17 protein-coding genes and 1 pseudogene are annotated in these 20,628 nt (G+C 67.9%); 9 read left to right on the top strand and 9 right to left on the bottom strand.

Translation table 11 applies throughout. The features are described from left to right. Window positions 1-195: 195 nt before the first annotated feature. A complete protein-coding gene (locus M6G65_RS18355) occupies window positions 196-1,662 on the top strand; it encodes a short-chain fatty acid transporter (RefSeq protein WP_238195100.1) in 1,467 nt (488 codons plus the stop codon). 13 nt (window positions 1,663-1,675) lie between these two features. Here M6G65_RS18355 and M6G65_RS18350 read toward each other — a convergent pair whose 3' ends face one another. Beyond that, complete coding sequence (locus M6G65_RS18350; protein WP_238195099.1) at window positions 1,676-3,091, bottom strand: hypothetical protein; 1,416 nt, start codon at window positions 3,089-3,091, stop codon at window positions 1,676-1,678. Window positions 3,092-3,565: 474 nt separating this feature from the next. On the opposite strand from M6G65_RS18350, the gene M6G65_RS18345 reads away from it, so the two are divergent. Further along, a complete protein-coding gene (locus tag M6G65_RS18345; RefSeq protein ID WP_238195098.1) occupies window positions 3,566-3,853 on the top strand; it encodes a hypothetical protein in 288 nt (95 codons plus the stop codon). Window positions 3,854-3,959: 106 nt separating this feature from the next. Here the strand turns inward: M6G65_RS18345 and M6G65_RS18340 are convergent, their stop codons facing one another. Then, window positions 3,960-4,205 (bottom strand): hypothetical protein, encoded by a 246-nt coding sequence (locus M6G65_RS18340; RefSeq protein ID WP_250102678.1) that lies wholly within the window; start codon window positions 4,203-4,205, stop codon window positions 3,960-3,962. 523 nt (window positions 4,206-4,728) lie between these two features. Between M6G65_RS18340 and M6G65_RS18335 the strand changes: the two genes are divergently transcribed. From M6G65_RS18335 to M6G65_RS18325, 3 genes are all read left to right on the top strand, one after another. Continuing rightward, window positions 4,729-4,956: a hypothetical protein gene (locus tag M6G65_RS18335; protein WP_238195096.1), complete on the top strand. Its 228-nt coding sequence runs from the start codon at window positions 4,729-4,731 to the stop codon at window positions 4,954-4,956. A 303-nt stretch (window positions 4,957-5,259) separates the two neighbouring features. Beyond that, a complete protein-coding gene (locus M6G65_RS18330) occupies window positions 5,260-7,401 on the top strand; it encodes a tetratricopeptide repeat protein (protein WP_238195095.1) in 2,142 nt (713 codons plus the stop codon). A 355-nt stretch (window positions 7,402-7,756) separates the two neighbouring features. Then, a complete protein-coding gene (locus M6G65_RS18325; protein ID WP_250102677.1) occupies window positions 7,757-8,947 on the top strand; it encodes a flagellin N-terminal helical domain-containing protein in 1,191 nt (396 codons plus the stop codon). Between the two features lie 75 nt (window positions 8,948-9,022). Here M6G65_RS18325 and M6G65_RS18320 read toward each other — a convergent pair. Continuing rightward, a pseudogene (locus M6G65_RS18320) lies at window positions 9,023-11,343 on the bottom strand (Tex family protein). A 401-nt stretch (window positions 11,344-11,744) separates the two neighbouring features. Between M6G65_RS18320 and M6G65_RS18315 the strand changes: the two are divergent. Further along, on the top strand, window positions 11,745-11,945 hold the full coding sequence (locus M6G65_RS18315; protein WP_238195092.1) for a hypothetical protein: 201 nt from the start codon (window positions 11,745-11,747) through the stop codon (window positions 11,943-11,945). Window positions 11,946-11,974: 29 nt separating this feature from the next. On the opposite strand, the gene M6G65_RS18310 is transcribed toward M6G65_RS18315, so the two are convergent. From M6G65_RS18310 to M6G65_RS18300, 3 genes are all read right to left on the bottom strand, one after another. Continuing rightward, window positions 11,975-12,133, bottom strand: coding sequence for a hypothetical protein (locus tag M6G65_RS18310; RefSeq protein WP_210029131.1), 159 nt, complete (start codon window positions 12,131-12,133; stop codon window positions 11,975-11,977). Window positions 12,134-12,418: 285 nt separating this feature from the next. Further along, complete coding sequence (gene mdoH / locus M6G65_RS18305; RefSeq protein WP_430929493.1) at window positions 12,419-14,584, bottom strand: glucans biosynthesis glucosyltransferase MdoH; 2,166 nt, start codon at window positions 14,582-14,584, stop codon at window positions 12,419-12,421. A gap of 37 nt (window positions 14,585-14,621) precedes the next feature. After that, the gene (locus M6G65_RS18300; protein WP_250102676.1) at window positions 14,622-16,190 is read right to left on the bottom strand and encodes a glucan biosynthesis protein D; all 1,569 of its coding nucleotides are present in this window, start codon (window positions 16,188-16,190) and stop codon (window positions 14,622-14,624) included. A gap of 153 nt (window positions 16,191-16,343) precedes the next feature. On the opposite strand from M6G65_RS18300, the gene M6G65_RS18295 reads away from it, so the two are divergent. From M6G65_RS18295 to M6G65_RS18285, 3 genes are all read left to right on the top strand, one after another. After that, window positions 16,344-16,937: a ribosome hibernation promotion factor gene (locus M6G65_RS18295; protein WP_238195090.1), complete on the top strand. Its 594-nt coding sequence runs from the start codon at window positions 16,344-16,346 to the stop codon at window positions 16,935-16,937. A 141-nt stretch (window positions 16,938-17,078) separates the two neighbouring features. Next, window positions 17,079-17,546: a PTS IIA-like nitrogen regulatory protein PtsN gene (ptsN, locus tag M6G65_RS18290; RefSeq protein ID WP_192707514.1), complete on the top strand. Its 468-nt coding sequence runs from the start codon at window positions 17,079-17,081 to the stop codon at window positions 17,544-17,546. Then, window positions 17,546-17,872, top strand: a complete 327-nt coding sequence (locus M6G65_RS18285; protein WP_238195089.1) for a hypothetical protein — start codon at window positions 17,546-17,548, stop codon at window positions 17,870-17,872. The genes ptsN and M6G65_RS18285 overlap by 1 nt, the downstream gene beginning before the upstream one ends. Before the next feature lie 147 nt (window positions 17,873-18,019). On the opposite strand, the gene M6G65_RS18280 is transcribed toward M6G65_RS18285, so the two are convergent. The 3 genes from M6G65_RS18280 to ftsE form a co-directional block, all read right to left on the bottom strand. After that, window positions 18,020-18,802 carry a YdcF family protein gene (locus M6G65_RS18280; protein WP_238195088.1) on the bottom strand — a complete coding sequence of 261 codons (783 nt, stop codon included), beginning with the start codon at window positions 18,800-18,802 and terminating at the stop codon, window positions 18,020-18,022. Between the two features lie 151 nt (window positions 18,803-18,953). Then, window positions 18,954-19,919 (bottom strand): cell division protein FtsX, encoded by a 966-nt coding sequence (locus tag M6G65_RS18275; protein WP_250102675.1) that lies wholly within the window; start codon window positions 19,917-19,919, stop codon window positions 18,954-18,956. Further along, window positions 19,916-20,608, bottom strand: coding sequence for a cell division ATP-binding protein FtsE (ftsE, locus tag M6G65_RS18270; protein WP_192707518.1), 693 nt, complete (start codon window positions 20,606-20,608; stop codon window positions 19,916-19,918). Before ftsE ends, M6G65_RS18275 begins: the two co-directional genes overlap by 4 nt. Between the last annotated feature and the right edge of the window lie 20 nt (window positions 20,609-20,628).

The raw sequence follows: 20,628 nt of genomic DNA, 5'->3' as shown, positions 1-20,628 counted from the left end.
GCGGCCCCGGGATGACGATGGTGCGGTGGCGTTCGCTGCATGCATCCCGCGAAGCGGCTCGCGCCCCGCATGTGCTCCTGCCGCCACGCTTCACGTCCTCTGTCATGCTCCGGATGATCCGCCGCGGTGTTACGACGGAGCCGTGTGCTAACCGGACGGGTCTGCGGCCGAGAGAGCCGAACCCGGAGGATGCCCATGGCCGTCGCGCCGATCGATCGAACACGAGCCGCGCGGCCGGCCGGCCCGGGCACCGCCCCGGAGACCGGTGCCCTGGAACGGCTCGGCGTCCGGTTCACCAACTGGGCGGAACGGTGGTTCCCGGACGCGTTCATCTTCGTGGCGATTGCCGTGGTGATCGTGGCGCTCGGGGCGTTGGCGAACGGCGCCTCCGCGCCGGCCGTCGCCAAGAGCTTCGGGGACGGCTTCTGGAGCCTGATTCCGTTCACGATGCAGATGGCCTTCGTCACGATCGGCGGCTACGTCGTGGCCGTGTCGCCGCCCGTGCAGGCGCTGATCGAGCGCATGGCCCAAATCCCGCGGACCGGGCGCGGCGCGGTCGGCTTCGTGGCCGGCGCGACCATGATCTCGTCGTTCCTCAGCTGGGGTCTCAGCCTGATCTTCGGCGGATTGCTGGTTCGGGCACTGGCGCGCCGCACCGATCTGCGCATGGATTACCGGGCCGCGGGCGCGGCGGCCTATCTCGGCCTCGGCGCGACCTGGGCGCTGGGTCTCAGCTCCTCGGCGGCGCAGCTCCAGGCTAACCCGGCGAGCCTGACCAAGAACCTGCTCGCCATCTCGGGCGTCATCCCGTTCAGCGAGACGATCTTCCTGTGGCAGTCGATGCTGGTCGCCGCGGTGCTGTTCGTCGTCTCGGTGCTGATCGCCTACGCCTCGGCGCCCCTCCGCGAGACGGCGGTCACCGCCGAGAGCCTCGGCGTCGACGTGGCCCGCGAGACGAACGACCTTCCCCCGGCCCGCCAGCCCGGCGAGTGGCTCGAACATTCGCCGATCCTGACCCTCCTGCTCGTGCTGATCGCCGGCGGCTGGATCGTGCAGGAATTCGCGCGCCAGTCCTGGATCGTCGCGATCTCGAACCTCAACACGTACAACCTTCTGTTCATCACGCTCGGCCTGCTGCTCCATTGGCGGCCGAAGCGCTTCCTTCTGGCGGTCGCGAAGTCGGTGCCCGCCACGGCCGGCATCCTGATCCAGTACCCGCTCTACGCGGCGATCAGCGGCATGCTCACCGGGCCGAAGAACGCCGCCGGAACCTCTGCCTCGGATGCCATCACCCACGCCTTCGTCAGCCTCAACACCACCGGCAGCTTCCCGCTGACCATGGGCGTCTACTCGGCGATCCTCGGCTTCTTCGTGCCGTCGGGCGGCGGCAAGTGGCTCCTGGAGGCACCCTACGTCCTGCAGGCGGCCAACGAGCTGAAGGTCCATCTCGGCTGGGCGGTGATGATCTACAACGCCGCCGAGGCGCTTCCGAACCTGATCAACCCGTTCTGGATGCTGCCGCTGGTCGGCATCCTCGGCCTGAAGGCACGCGACATCGTCGGCTTCAGCTTCCTGCAGCTTCTCGTGCACCTGCCGCTGGTGCTGTTCCTGCTCTGGGCGCTCGCCTTCACACTGACCTATCACCCGCCGGTGATGCCGTGAGGCGGTCGACGGCTCAGTCGAGGGCGTAGCCCAGCAGGCCCTCATTCGTTTGGCCCTCGCAGCTCTTGTCGCGCGACACGAAGTGATCGTGTGCTCCCGCCCTGCAGCGGAACAGCGCGTGACTGCCCGGCTGCGGCGCCTCGGAGATGTAGCCGGTCTGGCCGAGGGGCGTCTGCCCCTCGCATTGTTCGTCCCGGCTGAGGAAATGATCGGTCCCGGCGACGCAGCTCATGAGCTTGGCCGTGCTGGGCCTCGGGAGGAGGAACAGCGATCCCAGGGTGGCTTCCGGCGCGAAATCCGGTGCCGCGTAGCCAGTGGTGACCCAGTGCCCGCCCGGCCCGAGGTACCGCTTGAGCGGCGCGCGATCGTTCGCGACCGATTGAGTCGCCGTCGCGATCCGCCACGTGCCTGGATAGGGATCACCGCCCGCATAGAAGACCGTGATCGCCGGCAAGAACGGCGTGAGGCTGCCGTGCGGATCACGCTGAAAACCGGGGCTGTGATTGAGGTAGAAACCGGTGACGTCCGAGTTCAGGTAGCCGGACGGCGTCCAGCGCACGGGCTTCCCGCTCAGCAGCGCCTTGAGCGGCATCTTGAAGAGGCCGAGCTGATAGGTCTCGCGGTCGGGATTGCGCGCCGGATCCTTGCAGGCCACCTGCGCGCACACCCGCCCCGGCAGGCCGGTGATCACGTAGACCTCGCCCGACGACGCGTCGTATCCGAAATCGGAATTCGGATTGATCGTCGTGCCGTCGGTGGCGAGATTCGGCACCCGGGCGGGCGCATCGAAATGCACGCCGTCGGCCGTGTGCCGCACATAGAGGTCGCCGAACCCCGGCACGCCCTGCGGCCCGGTCAGGTCGGTGACGAAGACGTAATGGCCTGGCTGGCCGCCGACGGCGAAGCTCGCCGGCTGCCCGGCCCCGTAATTTGTCTGGGCAACGACCGGGTTGAGAGGCGCGATCACCGGCGACGGGTGGCCGATCCAGGTCACCTTGTCGTTGGAGAACGCCAGGCCGGTCTGGTTGTTGTTGCCCGGCAGATTGTCGGCGCCCGAATAGTACATCGCGTAGGCGTAATGCTGCCCGTCGGCCGGGTTGGTGAAGCTCCCCTTGATCACGCTGGGGTCGCAGACGTACTGGCGGTTCCATGAGCCCGGTGTCGGCTGGAACACGACCTGAGCCGGCGAGAAGCCTGTCTGCGCATTGTAGGACCGGTGGTAGATCACGTCGGTCTTGCCCTGGCCGCACCACCAGATGTCGGTGGTCCCGTTCTCCGTGATCAGGCTCGGGGCATAGTTGTAGCCGCGCGGATTCGCCTCGTTGGTGAAGAGCGGGCGGCCCTCGGACGCCGTCCAGGCGGCGCGCGCCGAGAGGGGACCTGCGAGCGCAAGGGCGGTGCCGAGTGCAACGACGGGTTTGAGCTTCACGGTGCGCCTTCTCGGCTCGCGGTCTCGGGTGCGTTATGCGCGCCATCGTCAGTCGACGGCGCGAGGCCTGGAAGGGGCCATCCCTCCGCCGGCCGTCTGTGCCGGTCCGAAGCCTCACCCGCAACCCTCGGAGGATGACTGAACGGAACCGGGATTCGGTGCTACATCGTGGTGCCGCAACCGAACGGGGCTTCGGCGTGCAGAGCGTTCCCGCGCGCTGCCTCGGGCCGGCGGACGGTCGATCCGGCGTGTTCCGCAAATGCGCCCGGATCAAGAGCGAGGATGTCCGACGATGGGCCCTTCACCGGCCATGAGCGAGCAGGAATCGATGGTCGCCGCCCGCACAGCCTGTCACCTCCGGTCTTGGCCTGGGGCGCGCCTTGACGCCGGCAAGCTCTCTCCAGCACCTCGGGGGGGCTGGAGATGCGGTGCAAGCCTCAGCGTCCCGTTCTCCATCGCGAGACAGGGTACGCCGTGAGCGCCCGCGCCACCCTAGCGGCCGAGCGCCGGCACTGGTTTTACGACAGCAAGGTCTTGGTCTGCGCGTTCTGTCTCTTGGCCTTCGTCGCCATCTTCTGGCAGGTGAGCCAGTTCGAAGGTTTCCAGCCGATCTTCACCTGCGAGTCGAAGAGGGACATCGACCGCCTGTTGCTGACCTCCGGGATGGATGTCTGCATGAAGAGCGCGCGCTCGCAGGGCGATCAGGAGCGCTGCATGCGCACTGTTTATCTGCTGGCCTGCACGAAGGAGCGATGGCGTTAGCCGATCGGTCCTGCCGTGTCCGTGAGGAGGCGGATTTCGAGCGTGCGCACCGTCCCGGTCTCTCAGGGGATCGCGTTGTCCGACGCGATCCGGCACACCACCAGTTTCACCCCGCCTTGACGGCGCTGCGGCGGCTCGATCCGACCCGCGGTGCGGGTGACACGGCCGTCGCTTTCTGGGCGACGTCGCGGAGCGCGAAAACCATCGCGTCGGTCTGCGCATCGAGCTGTAAACGTGTCCCGGTCTCGGCGGTGTTGCGCCATGCGATCACGAAACAGGCGAGGATTGCAGCGGCACTCGAGACAAGCGGGGCGATGATCAGCGCAGCCAGGAAACTGACGGGCGCCAGCACGACCGCCGCAAGGAGGCCGGTGCTGATCCCAACCGCTATCAGAACGAACATCGGAGGTGCACCCGACCTGTGCAGCCCATGTGATCGATGGCTGCCTGACTCTCGCTAGGGCGCAGGCGTTAACGAGCGGTTAACAGCCAAATCTGGCGCCAGCTTCGGTGTTAAGACCCGGGCTGAAACAAGACTCCGCTGTAGGTCGTTACCTTCGTTCACGCATCACGTGCGCCAGCGGCCAGTCCGGGTGACGTTTCCGTGTGCCGCGATGCTGATCGGCTTGCGCGGCGGGCTGGTGTGATGAGCCACGCCTGCCGCGTTGCGGATCAGGCGATCTTCTGTCGCTCGACGAGATACCGTGAGCGGACCGAACCAAGCTGGGAAATGCTTCAATTTCAGCTTGCGATAGCTGTGACGCGTTAGAATTATGATATAAAATGATCAGCTTTGGTATAAAACGATCACTTGTTTGTGGTGGCCGCAGGATGTTAGTGCCGGCGCCCGCCGTCGAACAGGATTTGATCTGCCTATGGCTGTCGATGATCGCGCTGTCAGACGCCTGAGCGAGATCGCGGCCGTGATGGGCTGCCGCGTCGAGGTGTTCTACTTGCCCGACAGCGAAGCGCACGAAGCCGGCATGACGTGTGAGCTGCTTCGCCTGTGGAACGCCATCACCGAGCCGCAGGCCCGGCAGCGTATCCTGGCCAGCGCGCGGCTGGAGGCGCGCGGCGCCGCCCGCGTTGAGACCGTGGAGTGACATAGAGCCGGGTCTGGCAACGGATGTGTCCGCGCTTCTGGCCGGGAAAATGGCGAGGCTCGGGTCATGCGGACGGTCGATCGCCGCCTTCAATGCCGGGCAGCATCTGCGCGCACCCACGCGGACGATGGACTGCGTCTTGACCGTCCCACGTCACGGATCGACCCCATCGCGGCAATCACAAGCGCTTCGAATGCACGATGGCGGGATCCAAACCGCTCTGTTGAAATGAGAGTTACGGCCAACTTTACGCGGCTTTAACCCTGGTTTTGCGACGGTCCTGAGCACTGGAGGGCTCAGGTCATGCTCGATCATCACAATGGGCGGGCGGTCCGGTCGGCCTCATCCGGTCTGGCCCAGCGTTGTCTCGCGAAAGCCCGCGATCACCGCGCGGCCGGTCGCTCCGAACGGGCCCGCGCCAGCCTGAGCCGCGTGCTGGGCGAAGAGCCGAATCACCCCGAAGCGCATTACGAGTTGGGCCAGCTCCTCGCGGCCACCGCGCCCGAGAAGGCCATCACGCACTTTGTCACGGCTCTTCGCGGGGCGCCCGAGAAGCCGGCTCACTGGATTGCGCTGGCTTCGGCTTTGCTCGCCGCTGACCGGCTGCCTGACGCGCGCGCGATCCTGGAGCGCTATAAGGCGCAGAATTTCGGCCCCGAGGCGCGGGCGCTGACCAAGGCCTTCATCGATCGCACCCTCACGGCGGCGCAGGGCCGCTACGATCTAGGGAAATGGAAGGATGCGGAGGCGCTGCTCGATCTCATCATCCTCCTCGATGATCAGCATAGCCACGCCACCTACCTCGCGGGTGCCGTCGCCGCCCGGACGAACAGGCTCGAACTCGCCTTCGATCTGATCAGCATCGCGCTCCTGCGCGAGCCGCAGAACGCGCTGTTCTTCACCGGCCTCAGCACGGTGTTGACCCATCGCGGGGATCACGACGGCGCCATCTCCGCACTGGAGAAAGCGCTGGAGATCGACGGCGATCTGGCGATGGCTCATGCCAACATCTCGGGGGTCTACCAGCGCCGTTTCCGCTTCGGCGAAGCGCTGCGGCACGCCGAGCGGGCCATTGCCCTCGATGCGAACAATGCCGGGGCGTACAGTAACCGTGGCAGCGCACTTCTGGCACTCGGCCGCCTGGGTGAGGCCGTGGATGCCTTCGACCGGGCGCTCGCCCTCGACCCGTCGAAGCTGTTCGTTGCCTCGAATCGCTTGTTCGCCAAGCTCTACTCCGCTGACATCCCGCCAGAGGATTATACCGCGGACGCGCTGGCCTATGGCCGCCGCTTCGCGGACCCGCTCCTGCGCCGTCGGCCCTTCGCCAACGATCGCGACCCGGATCGTCCCCTGCGCGTCGGCTTCGTCTCGGGGGATCTCTGCAATCACGCGCTGGTCCGATTCTTCGAGCCCTACCTGCGTGCGGTCGACCGGGAACACTTCACGGCCTTCGCCTACATGACGCATGCGAGCGAGGATTCCGTGTCGGACCGACTGCGTCCGTTGTTCCACGCTTGGCACAACATCTCCGGGCTCGATGATGATGAGGCCGCCGACCTGATCGAGCGTGACCGAATCGACATCCTCGTCGATCTGTCGGGTCACAGCGCGGGCAACCGCCTTTTTGTCTTCGCGAGGAAGCCGGCACCGATCCAAGTGTCCTGGATCGGGCACCCGGCCACGACCGGTCTCACCGCCATCGACTATCGCTTTTCCGATCCCATCACCGATCCGCCGGGTCTCACCGAGGCGCTGCATTCGGAGCGCCTTTGGCGGTTGCCGAAGGTTTGGGTGACCTACGAGGGTCCCGATGATCTTCCGCCGGTGCGCGGCCGGGCACCGTTTGAGGACGCCGGATACGTGACGTTCGGCTGCTTCAATCGGCTGACCAAGATCAGCGATGAGGCGCTGCAGACCTGGGCACGCATCATGTCGGCCGTGCCCGATGCGCGGCTGTTCATGGTTGTCGGCGATATCGACAATCCCGATGTCCGCCGAGCCGTCGATGACCGCCTTGCGGCGGCCGGTATGCCGCTGGATCGGATCATCTATCAAGGGCGCGTGAACAGCGGCTATTACGATCTCTACCACCACGTGGACGTCGCGCTGGATCCATACCCGTACAACGGAGGCACCACGAGCTTCGACACGCTGTCGATGGGTGTGCCCATCGTGGCCTTGCGCGGTCGGCACGCCGTCGCGCGCCACGGAGTGCTGGTTCTGACGGCGATCGGTCTTCCGGACCTCATCGCCGACGATGCCGATTCCTATGTGGCGATCGCCCAGGATCTGTGCCGTGACCTCGACCGCCTGAGATCGATCCGGCACGGTCTGCGCGAGCGCATGCGCTCGAGCCCGCTGATGGATCATTGCGGCCTTGCCCGGGACGTCGGCGACGCTTTCCGGGGGATGTGGCGGACTTGGCTCTCGGAGAGCGGCGTCTGAGAAGCGGAGCCGCGGGCTCGCGCGGAGACCGCGGCGTCGCGCGACGTGGATCCGGTGCGTTGGAAACTGTCGGTCTCGGCGTTGCCTCCGGCTCCGTGCGGGCTTGGCCGGAAGCGCCAGCCCACACGGTGCGCGCGCGGAGGCCGCGCGAGGCAGTCACATGAGCGCGACGATCCGTTTCCAGCCGGACCTCGTCAACGCCTGAGCAGCATCTGAGTATTTCCTGAAGGGGTTTGTTAATTTTGTTCTTCGGCAACTGGATGTTCGAGCATCGCATTAAGATCTCGGCAAGCCGAGCTGGATAAACCACATGGGCCGCCAATAAGACGGCTCCCCGATCAAAAGGATCGCTTCCATGTCTGGTGTTACCCTCACTGCTGCCACCCGTCAGAACCTGCTCTCCCTGCAGGATACGGCGTCGCTGACCGCGACCACCCAGAACCGGCTCTCCACCGGCCTGAAGGTCTCCTCGGCCCTCGACAACCCGGTCAGCTTCTTCACCTCCCAGTCTCTGAGCCAGCGCTCCGGCGACCTGGGGAACCTGCTCGACGGCATCTCCAACGGCGTCCAGGCGATCCAGGCGGCCAACCAGGGCATCACGTCGATCCAGAAGCTGGTCGATCAGGCCAAGTCGGTCGCCAACCAGGCGCTGTCCACCCAGATCACCACCACCGGCACCGCATCGACGAAGTATTCGGCCCCGGCGGCCGACACCACCCTGAACCTGTTCGTCAACGGTGTCGCGACGACTGCCGCGCTCACCTCGACCGGAACGATCGGCGACGCGATCGCCTCTCTCAATACCGCCGTCGGCGCCGGCAGCTTCTCGAAGAGCACGGATGGTACCAAGATCGTCATGAACGCGTCGGCCGACGTCGAGTTCAAGACCTCGGCCGATCAAACGGCGCTCGGCTTCACGGGCGGAACGAACGCGTCGGGCGTGACCTATGACACCACGACCGCCGCCAGCCAGAGCACGGATCTGACGGTGTCGGGCGTCTCAGCACGAAAGACGCTTGCGTCGCAGTACAACAGCCTGTTGACCCAGATCGATCAGCTGGCCAGTGACTCGAGCTTCAACGGCACGAACCTCATCTCTGGCAAGGGCCCCAACAAGGACCTGACGATCAACTTCAACCCGAAGGGCAACTCGAACCTGACGGTTTCCGCGACTGACGAGACCTCGGCCGGCCTTAATCTCAGTGCGATCACCAACAAGTCGGATGGCACGACCAAGGCAGGACAGGGCAACTTCCTGCTGAACGACGACATCAACACGACACTTAGCAAGTTGACCACTGCCTCCAGCCAGCTGCGTACCGATGCGTCGACCTTCGGTTCGAACCTCTCGGTGGTGCAGAACCGTCAGGACTTCAGCAAGAACCTGATCAACATCCTGGATACCGGATCGTCCAACCTCACCGCGGCCGATCTCAACCAGGAGGCGGCCAACTCGCAGGCGCTGACGACCCGGCAGTCGCTGGGCATCTCGGCCCTGTCGCTGGCCAACCAGGCGCAGCAGGGCATCCTGCAGCTGCTCCGCTAAGAGCGGCATCGTCGACAACGGGACCGGCCGGGGCATCGCCCCGGCCGTTTCCTTTTGCGCTCTGTCTTCCAGCCTTCACCGGCGCCGCGACGGCGCGGCGGCGGCCCGCCGCAGCGCGTCGGCGAGCGGTCCATTCGGCGCCGCGTTCGCACGCCCGTCCGGCCGATCCCGCTGCGGATCGGGGCGGTCCTCCCTCGGGCGCGGGGCTCCCGCAGCCGGCTCGATGGGATCGTCGAGCCGCATCGACAGAGCGATGCGTTTGCGCGGGACATCGACGCCGAGCACGAGGACCCGGATGACATCACCGACCCGCACGACCTCGGATGGCGATGCGATCCGGCGGCGCGCCATGGCCGAGATGTGGACCAGACCGTCCTGGTGGACTCCGACATCCACGAAGGCGCCGAACGCCGCCACGTTGGTGACCACGCCTTCGAGCTGCATGCCGGCTTGAGATCGCCGATCGTCTCGACGCCCTCCTGGAAACTGGCCGTGCGGAACGCGGGGCGCGGATCGCGCCCGGGTTTCTCCAACTCGGCGAAGATGTCGCGCACGGTGGGAAGGCCGAAGCGCGCGTCCACGAAGGTCTCGGGGTTGAGGCCGCCGAGCGCCGCCGTGTTGCCGAGCAGGACACGGATGTCGCTCTTCGTCGCCTGCAGGATGCGGCGCACGATCGGATAGGCCTCGGGGTGGACGCCGGACGCGTCGAGCGGGTCGTCGCCGCCCTGGATCCGCAGGAAGCCCGCCGCCAGCTCGAAAGTCTTCGGGCCCAGGCCCGGTACGGATTTCAGCGCCGCTCGGGTCCGGAACGGGCCGTTGGCGTCGCGGTGCGTGATGATCCGCGTGGCCAGAGTCGAGCCGAGGCCCGACACCTGGGTCAGCAGGGCAGGGGAGGCCGTGTTCACGTCGACGCCGACCGCGTTCACCGCATCTTCCACGACCGCCGAGAGGGAGCGCGACAGCTTCGTCTCGCTCACATCGTGCTGATACTGGCCGACGCCGATCGATTTCGGATCGATCTTCACCAACTCGGCGAGGGGATCCTGAAGGCGTCGGGCGATCGATGCGGCGCCACGATGGGACACGTCGAGATCCGGCAATTCGCGGGCGGCGATCTCGGAGGCCGAGTAGACGGAAGCGCCGGCCTCGGACACCGAGACCTTGGCCAGCTTGAGATCGGGATTCTCGGCGATGATCTCCGCGGCGAGCCGCTCGGTCTCGCGCGAGGCCGTGCCGTTCCCGATGGCGAGCAGCTCGACCTTGTGGAGGCGGCACAGCCGCCCGAGCGTCGTGACGGCTTCGCGCCAGCGGCGCTGCGGCTCGTGCGGGTAGGTGGTCTCGACGGCGACGATCCGGCCCGTCGGGTCCGCCACCGCGACCTTCACGCCGTTCCGATAGCCCGGATCCAGCCCCAGCGTGGCGCGACCGCCCGCCGGCGCAGCCAGGAGCAGATCCCGCAGATTGCTGGCGAACACCGTCACGGCCTCGTCCTCGGCACGTTCGAACAGGCGGGTGCGCAGGTCCTGCTTGATCCCTGCCCGGATCTTGGTTCGCCACGCGGTGCGCACCGTTTCGAGGAGCCAGGCGTCACCGGGACGGCCGCGTGCGGCGATGCCGAAGCGGTGGCAGATCGCCCTCTCGAAGGGGCCGGGCGCGGCCGGCGGCGAATCCTCACCCTCGGCCGCGAATGCGATATCGAGCACCTCCTCGCGCTCGCCGCGAAAGAGCGCCAGGATCCGGTGCGAGGGCATCCGCTCGATCCGCTCGCTCCAGTCGAAGTAATCCGCGAATTTCGCGCCCTCCGTCGCCTTGCCCTTACGCACCTTCGAGACGAGCTGGCCGCCGCGCCAGTAATCCGTCCGCAGACGGCCGATCAGGTCGGCATCCTCGGCGAAGCGTTCCACGAGAATCGCGCGGGCGCCCTCCAGCGCCGCTTCGACATCCGGTACGCCGCGCTCGAGCGAGACGTACGGCCGAGCCTCTTGCTCGGGTGCCCTGTCGGACCGTGTCAGGAGGGTCTGCGCCAGCGGCTCCAGCCCGGCCTCCCGGGCCGTCTGAGCCTTCGATCGGCGTTTCGGGCGGAAGGGCAGATAGAGATCTTCCAGCCGCGCCTTCGTGTCGGCAGCCTCGAGGGCTGCGGCAAGCGCCGGGGTCATCTTGCCCTGCGCCGTGATGCTCTCGGCGATCACCCGACGCCGGTCGGTAAGGTCGCGCAGATAGGACAGCCGCTCCTCAAGGCCGCGCAGCTGCGTGTCGTCGAGGCCGCCCGTATTCTCCTTGCGATAGCGCGCGATGAACGGGACGGTGGCTCCGCCATCGAGCAGCGCCACTGCGGCGGCGACCTGCGCTTCCCGGACGCCGAGTTCCTCGGCGATGCGCGCGTTCACGGGCTTCATGCGGTCTCCGGAATAGGCTGCGGCGGCTGGATCGAGGCTCTGCCTGTCCCGGCAAGCCGCCGGAAACAAGGCGGTCGCGTCAAGCTGACGCCCGACCTCCGCGCAGAACCCCGGGAGCCTTCACGATCGTCTCGCACGCCCCGGGATCTTGTGGACAGTCAGCCCATGCCGCCGCCGCTCCTGCCCGCGTTTTCGCAGCGGCAGGTCCTACGAAACGCGGTTCGGATCCGTCACCGCAATCGTCAATGAGATGACTGCGTGTTTTCGGAGAAAATGCCGGTCTTTGGCTTCAGATCTTCGGTGATCAGGCTAAGCCTTGACCGTCATTCGATCATGTCATCGTGATGTCACCAACTGACGCAAAGTTCGCATCTTGCATGTCGCGTCAAGGCAGGCGTCCCGTGCAGTTTGAGATTCGCGAGAGCGGCCGGTCGGTATGGTCCTGGGTTCTCGTTAACGAGACCGCGGAAACCGTACTCGTCTCGCGGCGGAGCTTCCCATCGCGTGCGCAGGCCACGGCAGCCGCGCTGGCCTTCTCCCAACTCGTGGCCCGGGCCGGGCGCACGCTGGCGGGCGGAACGCGCCAAGTCGGATTCCTCTGACCGCAGGCGCAACCTGCGGACAGTGCCGTTCAGGCTCGCTGGCGGATCAGGCTCATCACGCTCCAGCAGGCGATCACGCAGCCGACTCCCATCGCGCCGAGGCAGCTGATGGTGCGGATCGGCTCGCCGCGGGCGAGGACGATCGCGGCCGCGAGCGGCACGAGCAGGAATGCGAGCAGCAGGGTCATGGCGGGGGTCCGATCGGCGGGAGCCGGTTAGGCAGGCCGAGCCTAGGATGCGAATGGTTAATCGCTTCTGACGGCCTTCAAGGCGGCTCGTCCGAGGGCTTCCGCGCGTGCCGCCTTGATCCGGACGTCAGTCCAGCCGGATCTATAGGAAAGGGTTGGCGGCAGCAGAAGCCGACCGTCGGGAACCGGCGCGTGGCGGACGTTAAGCCGCCGGTCTCGAGCCCGTGGGCGACCGCCGAGCCTTTCGCCCGATGCCGGCCGATAGGAGCGAACGAGGACTGCCCGCTACGTCAGGCGGATCAGCCGGTCGGCGAGCGCGCGGTCGTGCAGCAGCGCCATGCGCTCCTTCGGCGACAACCAAGCCTGCGCCTCGCCCACCGTCTCCGCCTCGCAGATCTTCGCGGTGGCCAGCGTCTGGTCCGGGTCGATCGCGCCGCGCGGTCGCGGTCGGCCGACCGGCAGCATCCGGGCATGCGCGGTCGCGAGATCGGGATCGGCGTGAATCGCCGCCAACGCGTCGGCTTCGTCGTACCCCCGTGCGGCGTTGCGCGCGGTCAGCGCGCCGGCACGCACGGCGATCTCCGGAGGCGTCGCCTCTTCAGGGGTCGCGAGAAGGCGTCGGTCCTTGAGTGCGAGGCCGAGGCCCACCTGGCCGCTCGCCCAGGAGATCGGAATCGCCAGGACGAGGCCGAGGATCGTGGGGCTCATCCAGAGGAACAGCGAGGTGGCGATCGCGAACGCCGCGATCCCCGCCACCAGGCCGAGCGCCATGTGCCAGCGGTGCCGAGCGATGATGTCGCGCAGCGGGATCGAGCCGTCGTCGCGGCGCTGCGGGTTCCAGCCCGTGTCGCGCCCGAGCAGGATGCTCACGACCGAGCCGGACTGGATCACCATCGCCACGGGCGCGACGAGCGCCGAGAGCAGGATTTCTACGAGGCTGGACAGCACCAGCCGACCGGCGCCCCCGCAGGCGCGCCGCACCGGCCCATCGAGGAGCGCCAGGATCAGGCCCAGGAATTTCGGGGCGAGCAGGACCGCCATGGTCAGCACGAACAGCTGGAGCGCGCGGACGGGGTCGAACCGCGGGAAGACCGGCGAAAATCCGGCGCCAGCGAAATAGTCGGGCCGCTCCGTGGCGGTCTGGAGGACCAGCAGGATACCGACGAGCAGTTGCAGGAGCCACAGAGGCGAGGCGAGGTACCCGGCGATCCCGGTGGCGAAATGCTGCCGCGTCGCCGGATGCAGCCCGGCGGCGCCGATCACCCGCGCGTGTTGGAGATTGCCCTGTGCCCAGCGACGGTCGCGGATCGCGACGTCGATCAGCGAGGGCGGGCTCTCCTCGTAGGAGCCGGGCAGCCGGTGAAGCATGTAGACTGCCCAGCCGGCCCGGCGGATCAGCGCCGCCTCGGCGAAGTCGTGGGACAGGATATGGCCGCCGAAGGGGGTACCGGGCAGGTCCGGCAGGCCGCAGGATTCCGCGAAGGCGCGGGTGCGGATGATGGCGTTGTGGCCCCAGTAATTCCCGTCGCGGCCCGACCAGGCACTGAGCCCGGCCGCGATCACCGGCCCGTAGATACGGGCGGCGAACTGCTGAAGCCGGGCGAACAGCGTGTTGCGGTTGATGATCAGCGGCAGCGTCTGGATGATGCCGGCATCGGGATCGGCCTCCATCGCGGCGGCGAGCGCCACGACCGCGGAGCCGCTCATCAGGCTGTCGGCGTCGAGAACGAGCATGTGGTCGTAATGCCCGCCCCAGCGGGTAACGAAGTCGCCGATGTTGCCGGCCTTGCGGTGATGGTTCTTCGGGCGATGCCGGTAGTAGAGGCGGGCCTCCGGCCCGAGGCGGTCGCGCAGGTCGAGGAAGGCGCGTTCCTCAGCGATCCAGGCGTCGGCCTGCGTCGAATCGGAGAGCACAAACCAGTCGAAATGCTGGCCGAGCCCCGTCGCCTCGACGGCCTCCCACATCGCCTCGATGCCCGCGAAGGTCCGGGCGGTCGCCTCGTTGTAGACCGGCATCAGGACGGCGGTCCGGGTCCGCAGCGCGGTCGGACGATCGAGGGTTCGCTCGCGCCGCATCAGCATCGCAAATCCGAGCAGCCCGCTGGTGAAGGCGAGCGCAATCCACGAGAAGGTCAGGCAGAACAGGACCACGAGGACGAGCTGCAGGCCGGTCGGGCTGCCCGAGACCGACACTGTCTCCAGCATCTGCCAGCCACCGTAGGCCGTCAGGGCCAGCGCGCCGCCGAAGACCGCGAGGCGCGCCAGCCACGGCGCCCGCACGGGGCGCGACGCCCTCCGGACGGATCCGGGATGCCAACGCGCCAGATCCTGGATCGGCATGGCCAGCGGCGCTTCCGGCGCCAGGCCGAACCCGGCTGAGGCTGCGGCCGAGCCGGGCTCTGCCGCGGCAACCGGGCGCTCGATTGGAATGAGTGTCTCGTCCAGTGGCACGGTGGAGGCTGATCCTCGAGTTGGAGAAGACGGACGGTTACGGGGTCCAGCGGTAGAGCCACGTTTCGCTGATCCGATTCTGTCCCCGGCGGAGCGCCAGGCGCAGCTCGCTGGCCCGTTCGCTGCCGGGATCGAGCTCGAACAGGATCCGCAGGGTCTTGCGGTCTGGGTAGCGGAACCGCTCCTGCCGGGTGATCGCACCGGCCGAGGCCCCGAGATCGACGTCGATGTCCCCGGGCTCGAACAGCGCGGCGCCCTCGAAATCCACGGCGAACAGGCGACGGGTTCCGGAGGCGCCGTGGCCGCAGCGGCTGTCGCGGACCCGCGCGATCTCCGGCGGCAGCGGGTCAGGCCAGCCCTTCGACCAGTGCTGGCGGCACAGGAAGCGCATCTCGGCGCCCTTGGCCAGCTTCGCCTTCGGCCGCCAGTAGGCGAAGACATTCTCGTTCAGCTCGGAATCACTCGGGATCTCGAGCAGCGTCACGGCGCCCTCGCTCCAGTTGTCCTGCGGCTCCAGCCACAGGGAGGGGCGCTGCTCCCAGTGTCGCGCATCGTCCTGGAAATCATCGTAGGCGCGGGCGCGCTGCATCAGCCCGAAACCCTTCGGCCCCCGGTCGAGGAAGGCTGAGACCTGGAGCGCTTCGGGGTTGTGCACCGGCCGCCAGATCGGCTCGCCGTAGCCGTTGTGGATCGCCAGGCCCTCCACCGAGAAGGCCGCCGCGCGCAGGTCATCGACGCGGTTCCGGTCGAGCGGGCCGAACAGGTAGCTGCCCTGCATGCCCCCGAGCCCGATATGATCGAGTTCGGCGCGGGCGAAGACGGTGCCGTCGATCGCGGCCGTCGAGACCTCGCGGCCGGGCGTGAGGGTCAGTTTGAACGCCGCTGTCGCCGATTCCGACTCCGCCAGGGCGTGAACCACGACCGGTTGCCCAGGCGTCGGTGTCTCGATGAACAGGGCGCGGAACAGCGGGAATTCTTCGCCGCGGGCATCGGCGGGCCGCAGGGCGAGCGCCCTCGCATTGATGCCAAAATCCTGTCCCTGCGCGACCAGACGGAAGAAGGAGGCCCCCTGGAACAACGCGAAATCCGAAAGTGGATCGCTGCCGCCGAAGCGTGCCCGCAGGCGGAAGCCCGAGAAGGCGGTTTCAGCTGTGAGGTCCGGCAGGGTCAGGCCCGGAGCCACGTACGCCGTTTTGTCGTAGGCGATCGGCTGCACGAGCCCATTCTGCACGACATACAGCGAGACCGGCGTCTCGAAGATCGCGCCGCGCAGGAGCGGCTCCAGCGTGTAGCCGAGGTCTCGATCGGCCCAGACCGTGCGTCCCTCGGCGGGATGGATCGCCGCATAGGCTTCCCGCGACAAGCTTTTCAGGACGGCCGGCACATCGCCGCTCTTCGGACCGACGTAAGGCGCAGCGGCCCGGGCGCGCGCCAGATCGGCGAGTGTATTCGCCTCGAAGGCTTCTCCGGCCCCCGGAAGAGCCGGTGCCTTGTCCGGGTCCGCCGCGTGCGCGACAGCCGGCAGCGAGCCCGCGGCAGCGGCCAGCGCCCCGGCCAGCACGGAGCGGCGGGACGGTGCGGCGGGCGGTCCGTCGGCGAGTGTCATGCGGAGTTCGGTCTCATGTGTCTGCTTGTGTCTCTATACAGGCTGCCCGGCTGAACCCAGGCTTAAACGGAGGGCCGAACCGATGCGGCTGCGTTGACTTCACGCGAGCCGGCTCTCTAATTCGAGGGAACGGTTCGAAACGGGGGAGGCAGCATGGGGTCGTTGCGAGTCACGGGCCACGGCGTGGATCTCGGCGAGAGTCTGCGCGGCCGCGTCGAGGAACGGATGTCCGCGATCCAGGCCAAATATCTCGACTCGCACATGAACGGCTCCTGCTCCGGTCACGTCACGCTTCGTCGGGACGGGACGGCGTTCCGGACGGACTGCGTGCTGCATCTCGTATCCGGACTGACCATCGAGGCGAACGGCTTTGCCCACGATGCGCGATCGAGCTTCGAGCAGACCGCCGAGCGTCTGGAAACGCGGCTGCGCCGCTACAAGCACCGGCTGAAGCAGCATGCTGCAGGGCGGGGCGACGACGTGGCGGTCGAGGCCGCTTACGCGGTGCTCGCCGCTCCGGATGATGAGGATGACGATGCGGGGGAGGGCGACGCCCACCCGCCCATCGTCGCCGAGAGCACCCGGACCTTGCAGCGCCGCACCATCGGCGAGGCGGTCACCGCCCTCGACATGACAGGGTCCCCAGTCGTTGTCTTCGTCCATGCTGGTACCGGCCGCGTCAACGTCGTATATCGGCGCAGCGACGGCGCGATCGGTTGGGTGGACCCGCCGAACACCGTCGACTGACGCCGCGGGTCGAGAGGAACGGAGCCGGAACCGGCTCGTTCCCCGGCCGATTGACTGGCAGGGGCGCGACCGGGTTGGACGGGGCGCTCCTGCGACGAGGCCCGGTCCGATGCGGACTGGTGACGGGGCAACGGTCGTTCGATGCCAGTTCTGGAATTTCTCGACCCCGAGTCGGTCGTCCCGTCCCTGCGCGCGCGGGCCAAGAAGCAGGTGCTTCAGGACCTCGCCGCCCAGGCTGCGCGGCGCCTGCCGGCCTTGGGTGAGCGCCCCGTCTTCGATACGCTTCTTCAGCGGGAGCGGCTCGGGTCGACCGGAATCGGGGAGGGCGTTGCGATCCCGCATGGAAAGCTTCCAGGCCTCGATCGGCTGTTCGGTCTGTTCGCCCGGTTCGACAGGCCGGTGGATTTCGAGGCGCTCGACGGCCAACCGGTGGATATCGCCTTCCTGCTGCTCGCCCCCGAAGGCGCGGGGGCCGATCACCTGAAAGCCTTGGCCCAGGTTGCCCGCGTCCTGCGCGAGCCCGGCATGCTCGCGCATATCCGCGCCGCCCGCGATGCCGGGGCCCTCTACGCGCTCCTGACACGCTCCACGGCACCGCAGGCCGCCTGATGACGCGGATCCGAGCTGCCGCTCTGTTCGTCCTGGCCGCCGGCTGGACCGGACCCGCGCCGGCCCAGAGTGAGACCACCTGCGCGCGCGATCTCCTGGTCGCGCAATCGATGCAGCGGCAGGCCATCGATCAGCTGGAGCAGGCGGATGGCGAAGACACCAAGAACTGCCGGATCTGGCGTCGCCACGTCGAGACCATGCGTCGGGTTGCCAGCGTCTACGGGCGTTGCCTCTCCGGTTCGGACCGGTCCGAGCGTCTCGCCCAGGTCCAAGGCTCGGACCGCGAGTTCTCGGAAGCCATCAAGGCACGGTGCAACGGGCGTTGATCGCACCGGAGACGCTGCCGCTCCAGCTTTGAGGGTTCGATACGCCGTAGCCGATCAGGGCAGCGTGGTCCGCTCCGCACGACCCGCGCGGAATGTCCAGAAAGGCCGCACGTTCACCCTCTCGGGATGGGCGTGCGCCAATCGCCCCTAATCCACTCCGCGCAGCATCAGCGGCTCCGCCACCATCTTCACCGGCTTGCCGCGACCGATCAGGATCGCCGCCCGGGAGCGCTCGGGATCCGCTTCGAACCGGGTGCGCACCCAGCTCGCCAGGAACTTCACGTATTCGGAGGCGACGAGCTTGGCGGCTGGCGGGCTCTGCCACCAGCGGTCGGCATCGAAGCCTTCGGTGACCACCGGATGCGGCAGGACGCGATCGCTGTCCTGCAGGGCGTGGTCGAGTTCGATCAGGGTCCGCGGCATGTGGTAGTTGGAGGTCACCACCGCGACGGTGCTGAATCGGTGCGCCCGCATCCAGCGCCGGGTCTCGATGGCATTGCCGATCGTGTTCCGCGCCCGGTAGTCGAGATCGACGCAGCAGGCGATCAGCGCGCGCTGGGTCGGATTCAGCCGGGCGATCTCGTCGCGGCTGGTGCGTTCGTTGACGCCGGTGATCAGCAGGCGACGACCGTAGCCGCCGGCGAGCAGGTCGATCGCATCGCCGATCCGCTGTGCGCCGCCGGTCAGCGCCACGATTCCGTCCGCCCGGTCCGCGGGAATCCGCTCATGCCGCGCCAGCGCGTTCACGAAGACCAGGAAGCCGGCCAGCAGGGCCAGCGCGGACAGCCCGGCGCCGACGCCGCAGCTCCAGAGCGCGACCGCGCGCCGATTGTGCGGCTTGGCGGGCATCACCGAACGACGCGGGCGAGCCCACTCGTGCCATGCCCAGCCGACGACGTCAGTCGAGGGCGGATCCGATGCGCGCAGCATACGCGTGGTCATCCTCCGGAGGATCTGCGCCGATTGCGGCGGCCCGGAGGCACCACTATTGGCCCCGTCCACACCGCGTCGATAAGGTTTCCCATTCGTTAACGTATGACCGGGCTCCGCCTTCTCACCTGCTCCGCAGCGCGATCCCGGTTCAGGCGAGGAAGCGACGCACCGTGATGCGCGAGACGATCCCCGTCACCAGCGAGGCGATCACGCCGATCAGGATGACGCTCGCGTAGCCCCGCAGACCCACGTGGAAGGCACCGAAGAGGGCCTCGACCTCCTGGCCGGCCGGACCGGAACGGGCGGCCCGGGCAAGGAGCCCGGTGATGACGAAGGCGAGGATCGCCAGCCCGGCGCCGATCGCGCCGCCGCGCAGGCCCAGACCGAAGAAGCGCCGCTGGAAGGCCTTGGCGATGTAATCGTCGTCCGCCCCGACGAAGTGCAGCACCTCGGCGACCTCGCGGTTGCCCGCCATGGCGCCGCGCGTGGCGAAGGTCACGGCGAGACCGGTTGCGATCAGGACGAGCAGGACCATCCCGATCCCGATCCCCACGAAGGCGTTGGCGGCCGTCGAAAGCCGCTGCAGCCAGAGGGCGTGGTCGTCGAGGCTGGCCACGCCCGGGAGCGCTTCGAGGAGCCGCGACCGGAGGCGTTTCAGGTCGGCGCCCTGGCCACCGGCGAGCCTCAAGGCGATCAGCCGCGGCACCGGAAGGTCCGAGAGATCGAGGCCGCTGCCGAGCCACGGCTCCAACAGGCGCTCGGCCTCGGCCTTGGAGAAGACCCGCGTCTCGGCGATGCCGGGCTCCGCCTTGGCGATGCCGGCGGCGCGGGCGACGTCGGCATCGACGTCGCGGCCGTGCCCGGGACGTATCTGGATCGTGACCTCCTGGGCCACGTCGCCCTGCCACTGGGACGCGTTCGCCGCGACCATCTCGGCCGCGCCCGCGCAGAGTCCCGCCAGGAAGGTCAGAATCGCGATCACCGCCGCCAGCGAGCGCCCGGCCGCCGTATCGGTGGGAACCAGCGGCGCGTTGCGGCGCAGGTTGGCCGGAACCGCCGGGTCCGCGGAACCGGACGCGTCGGGCCGCGTCCGCGAGATGGCCTGTGTGCTCATTCCTCGATCCGAAGCCGGCCTTCGCCGAGAACCATCCGGCGGGCGTCGACGGCGTCCATGATGCCGAAATCGTGGGTGGCGATGATGACCGAAGTCCCCAGCTTGTTGAGCTCGAGGAAGAGGCGCAGCAGCCGGCGGCCGAGCCCCGGATCGACGTTGCCGGTGGGTTCGTCGGCCAGCAGCAGGTCCGGTCGGGCGATCAAGGCGCGGGCGATAGCGGCGCGCTGCTTCTCCCCGCCCGACAGAAGCGGCGGCAGGGCGTGCATGCGCTCGCCGAGGCCCACCCAGCGCAGCAGCTCCACCACCTCGGCCCGGTAGCTCGTCTCGGCCCGCCCCTGGACGCGAAGCGGCAACGCAACGTTCTCGTAGGTGGTGAGATGGTCGAGGAGGCGGAAATCCTGGAACACCACGCCCATGCGGCGCCGCAGCCCGGTGAGCGCCTTGGCGGAGATGCCGCTGACCTCGTCGCCGAAGATCGACACCAGGCCGCGGGTCGGGCGCACCGACAGCAGGATCAGGCGCAGCAGCGTCGTCTTGCCGGCGCCCGAAGGTCCGGTCAGGAACTGGAAGGAGCGCGGCGCGATGCGAAAGCTCACGTCCGACAGCACCTCCGGCCCGAGGCCGTAGCGCATACCGACGTTCTCGAACTGCACCACCGGACGCTCCGCACCGGGCAGCAGGCTCTTCATGTTCGCCTGTAGGTTCAAGG

The sequence above is a fragment of the Methylobacterium tardum genome (genome assembly GCF_023546765.1).
GTDB classification, from domain to species: Bacteria; Pseudomonadota; Alphaproteobacteria; order Rhizobiales; family Beijerinckiaceae; genus Methylobacterium; species Methylobacterium tardum.
Note: the sequence above shows the minus strand (reverse complement) of the source record. Positions and strands in the feature narration are given on the sequence as shown.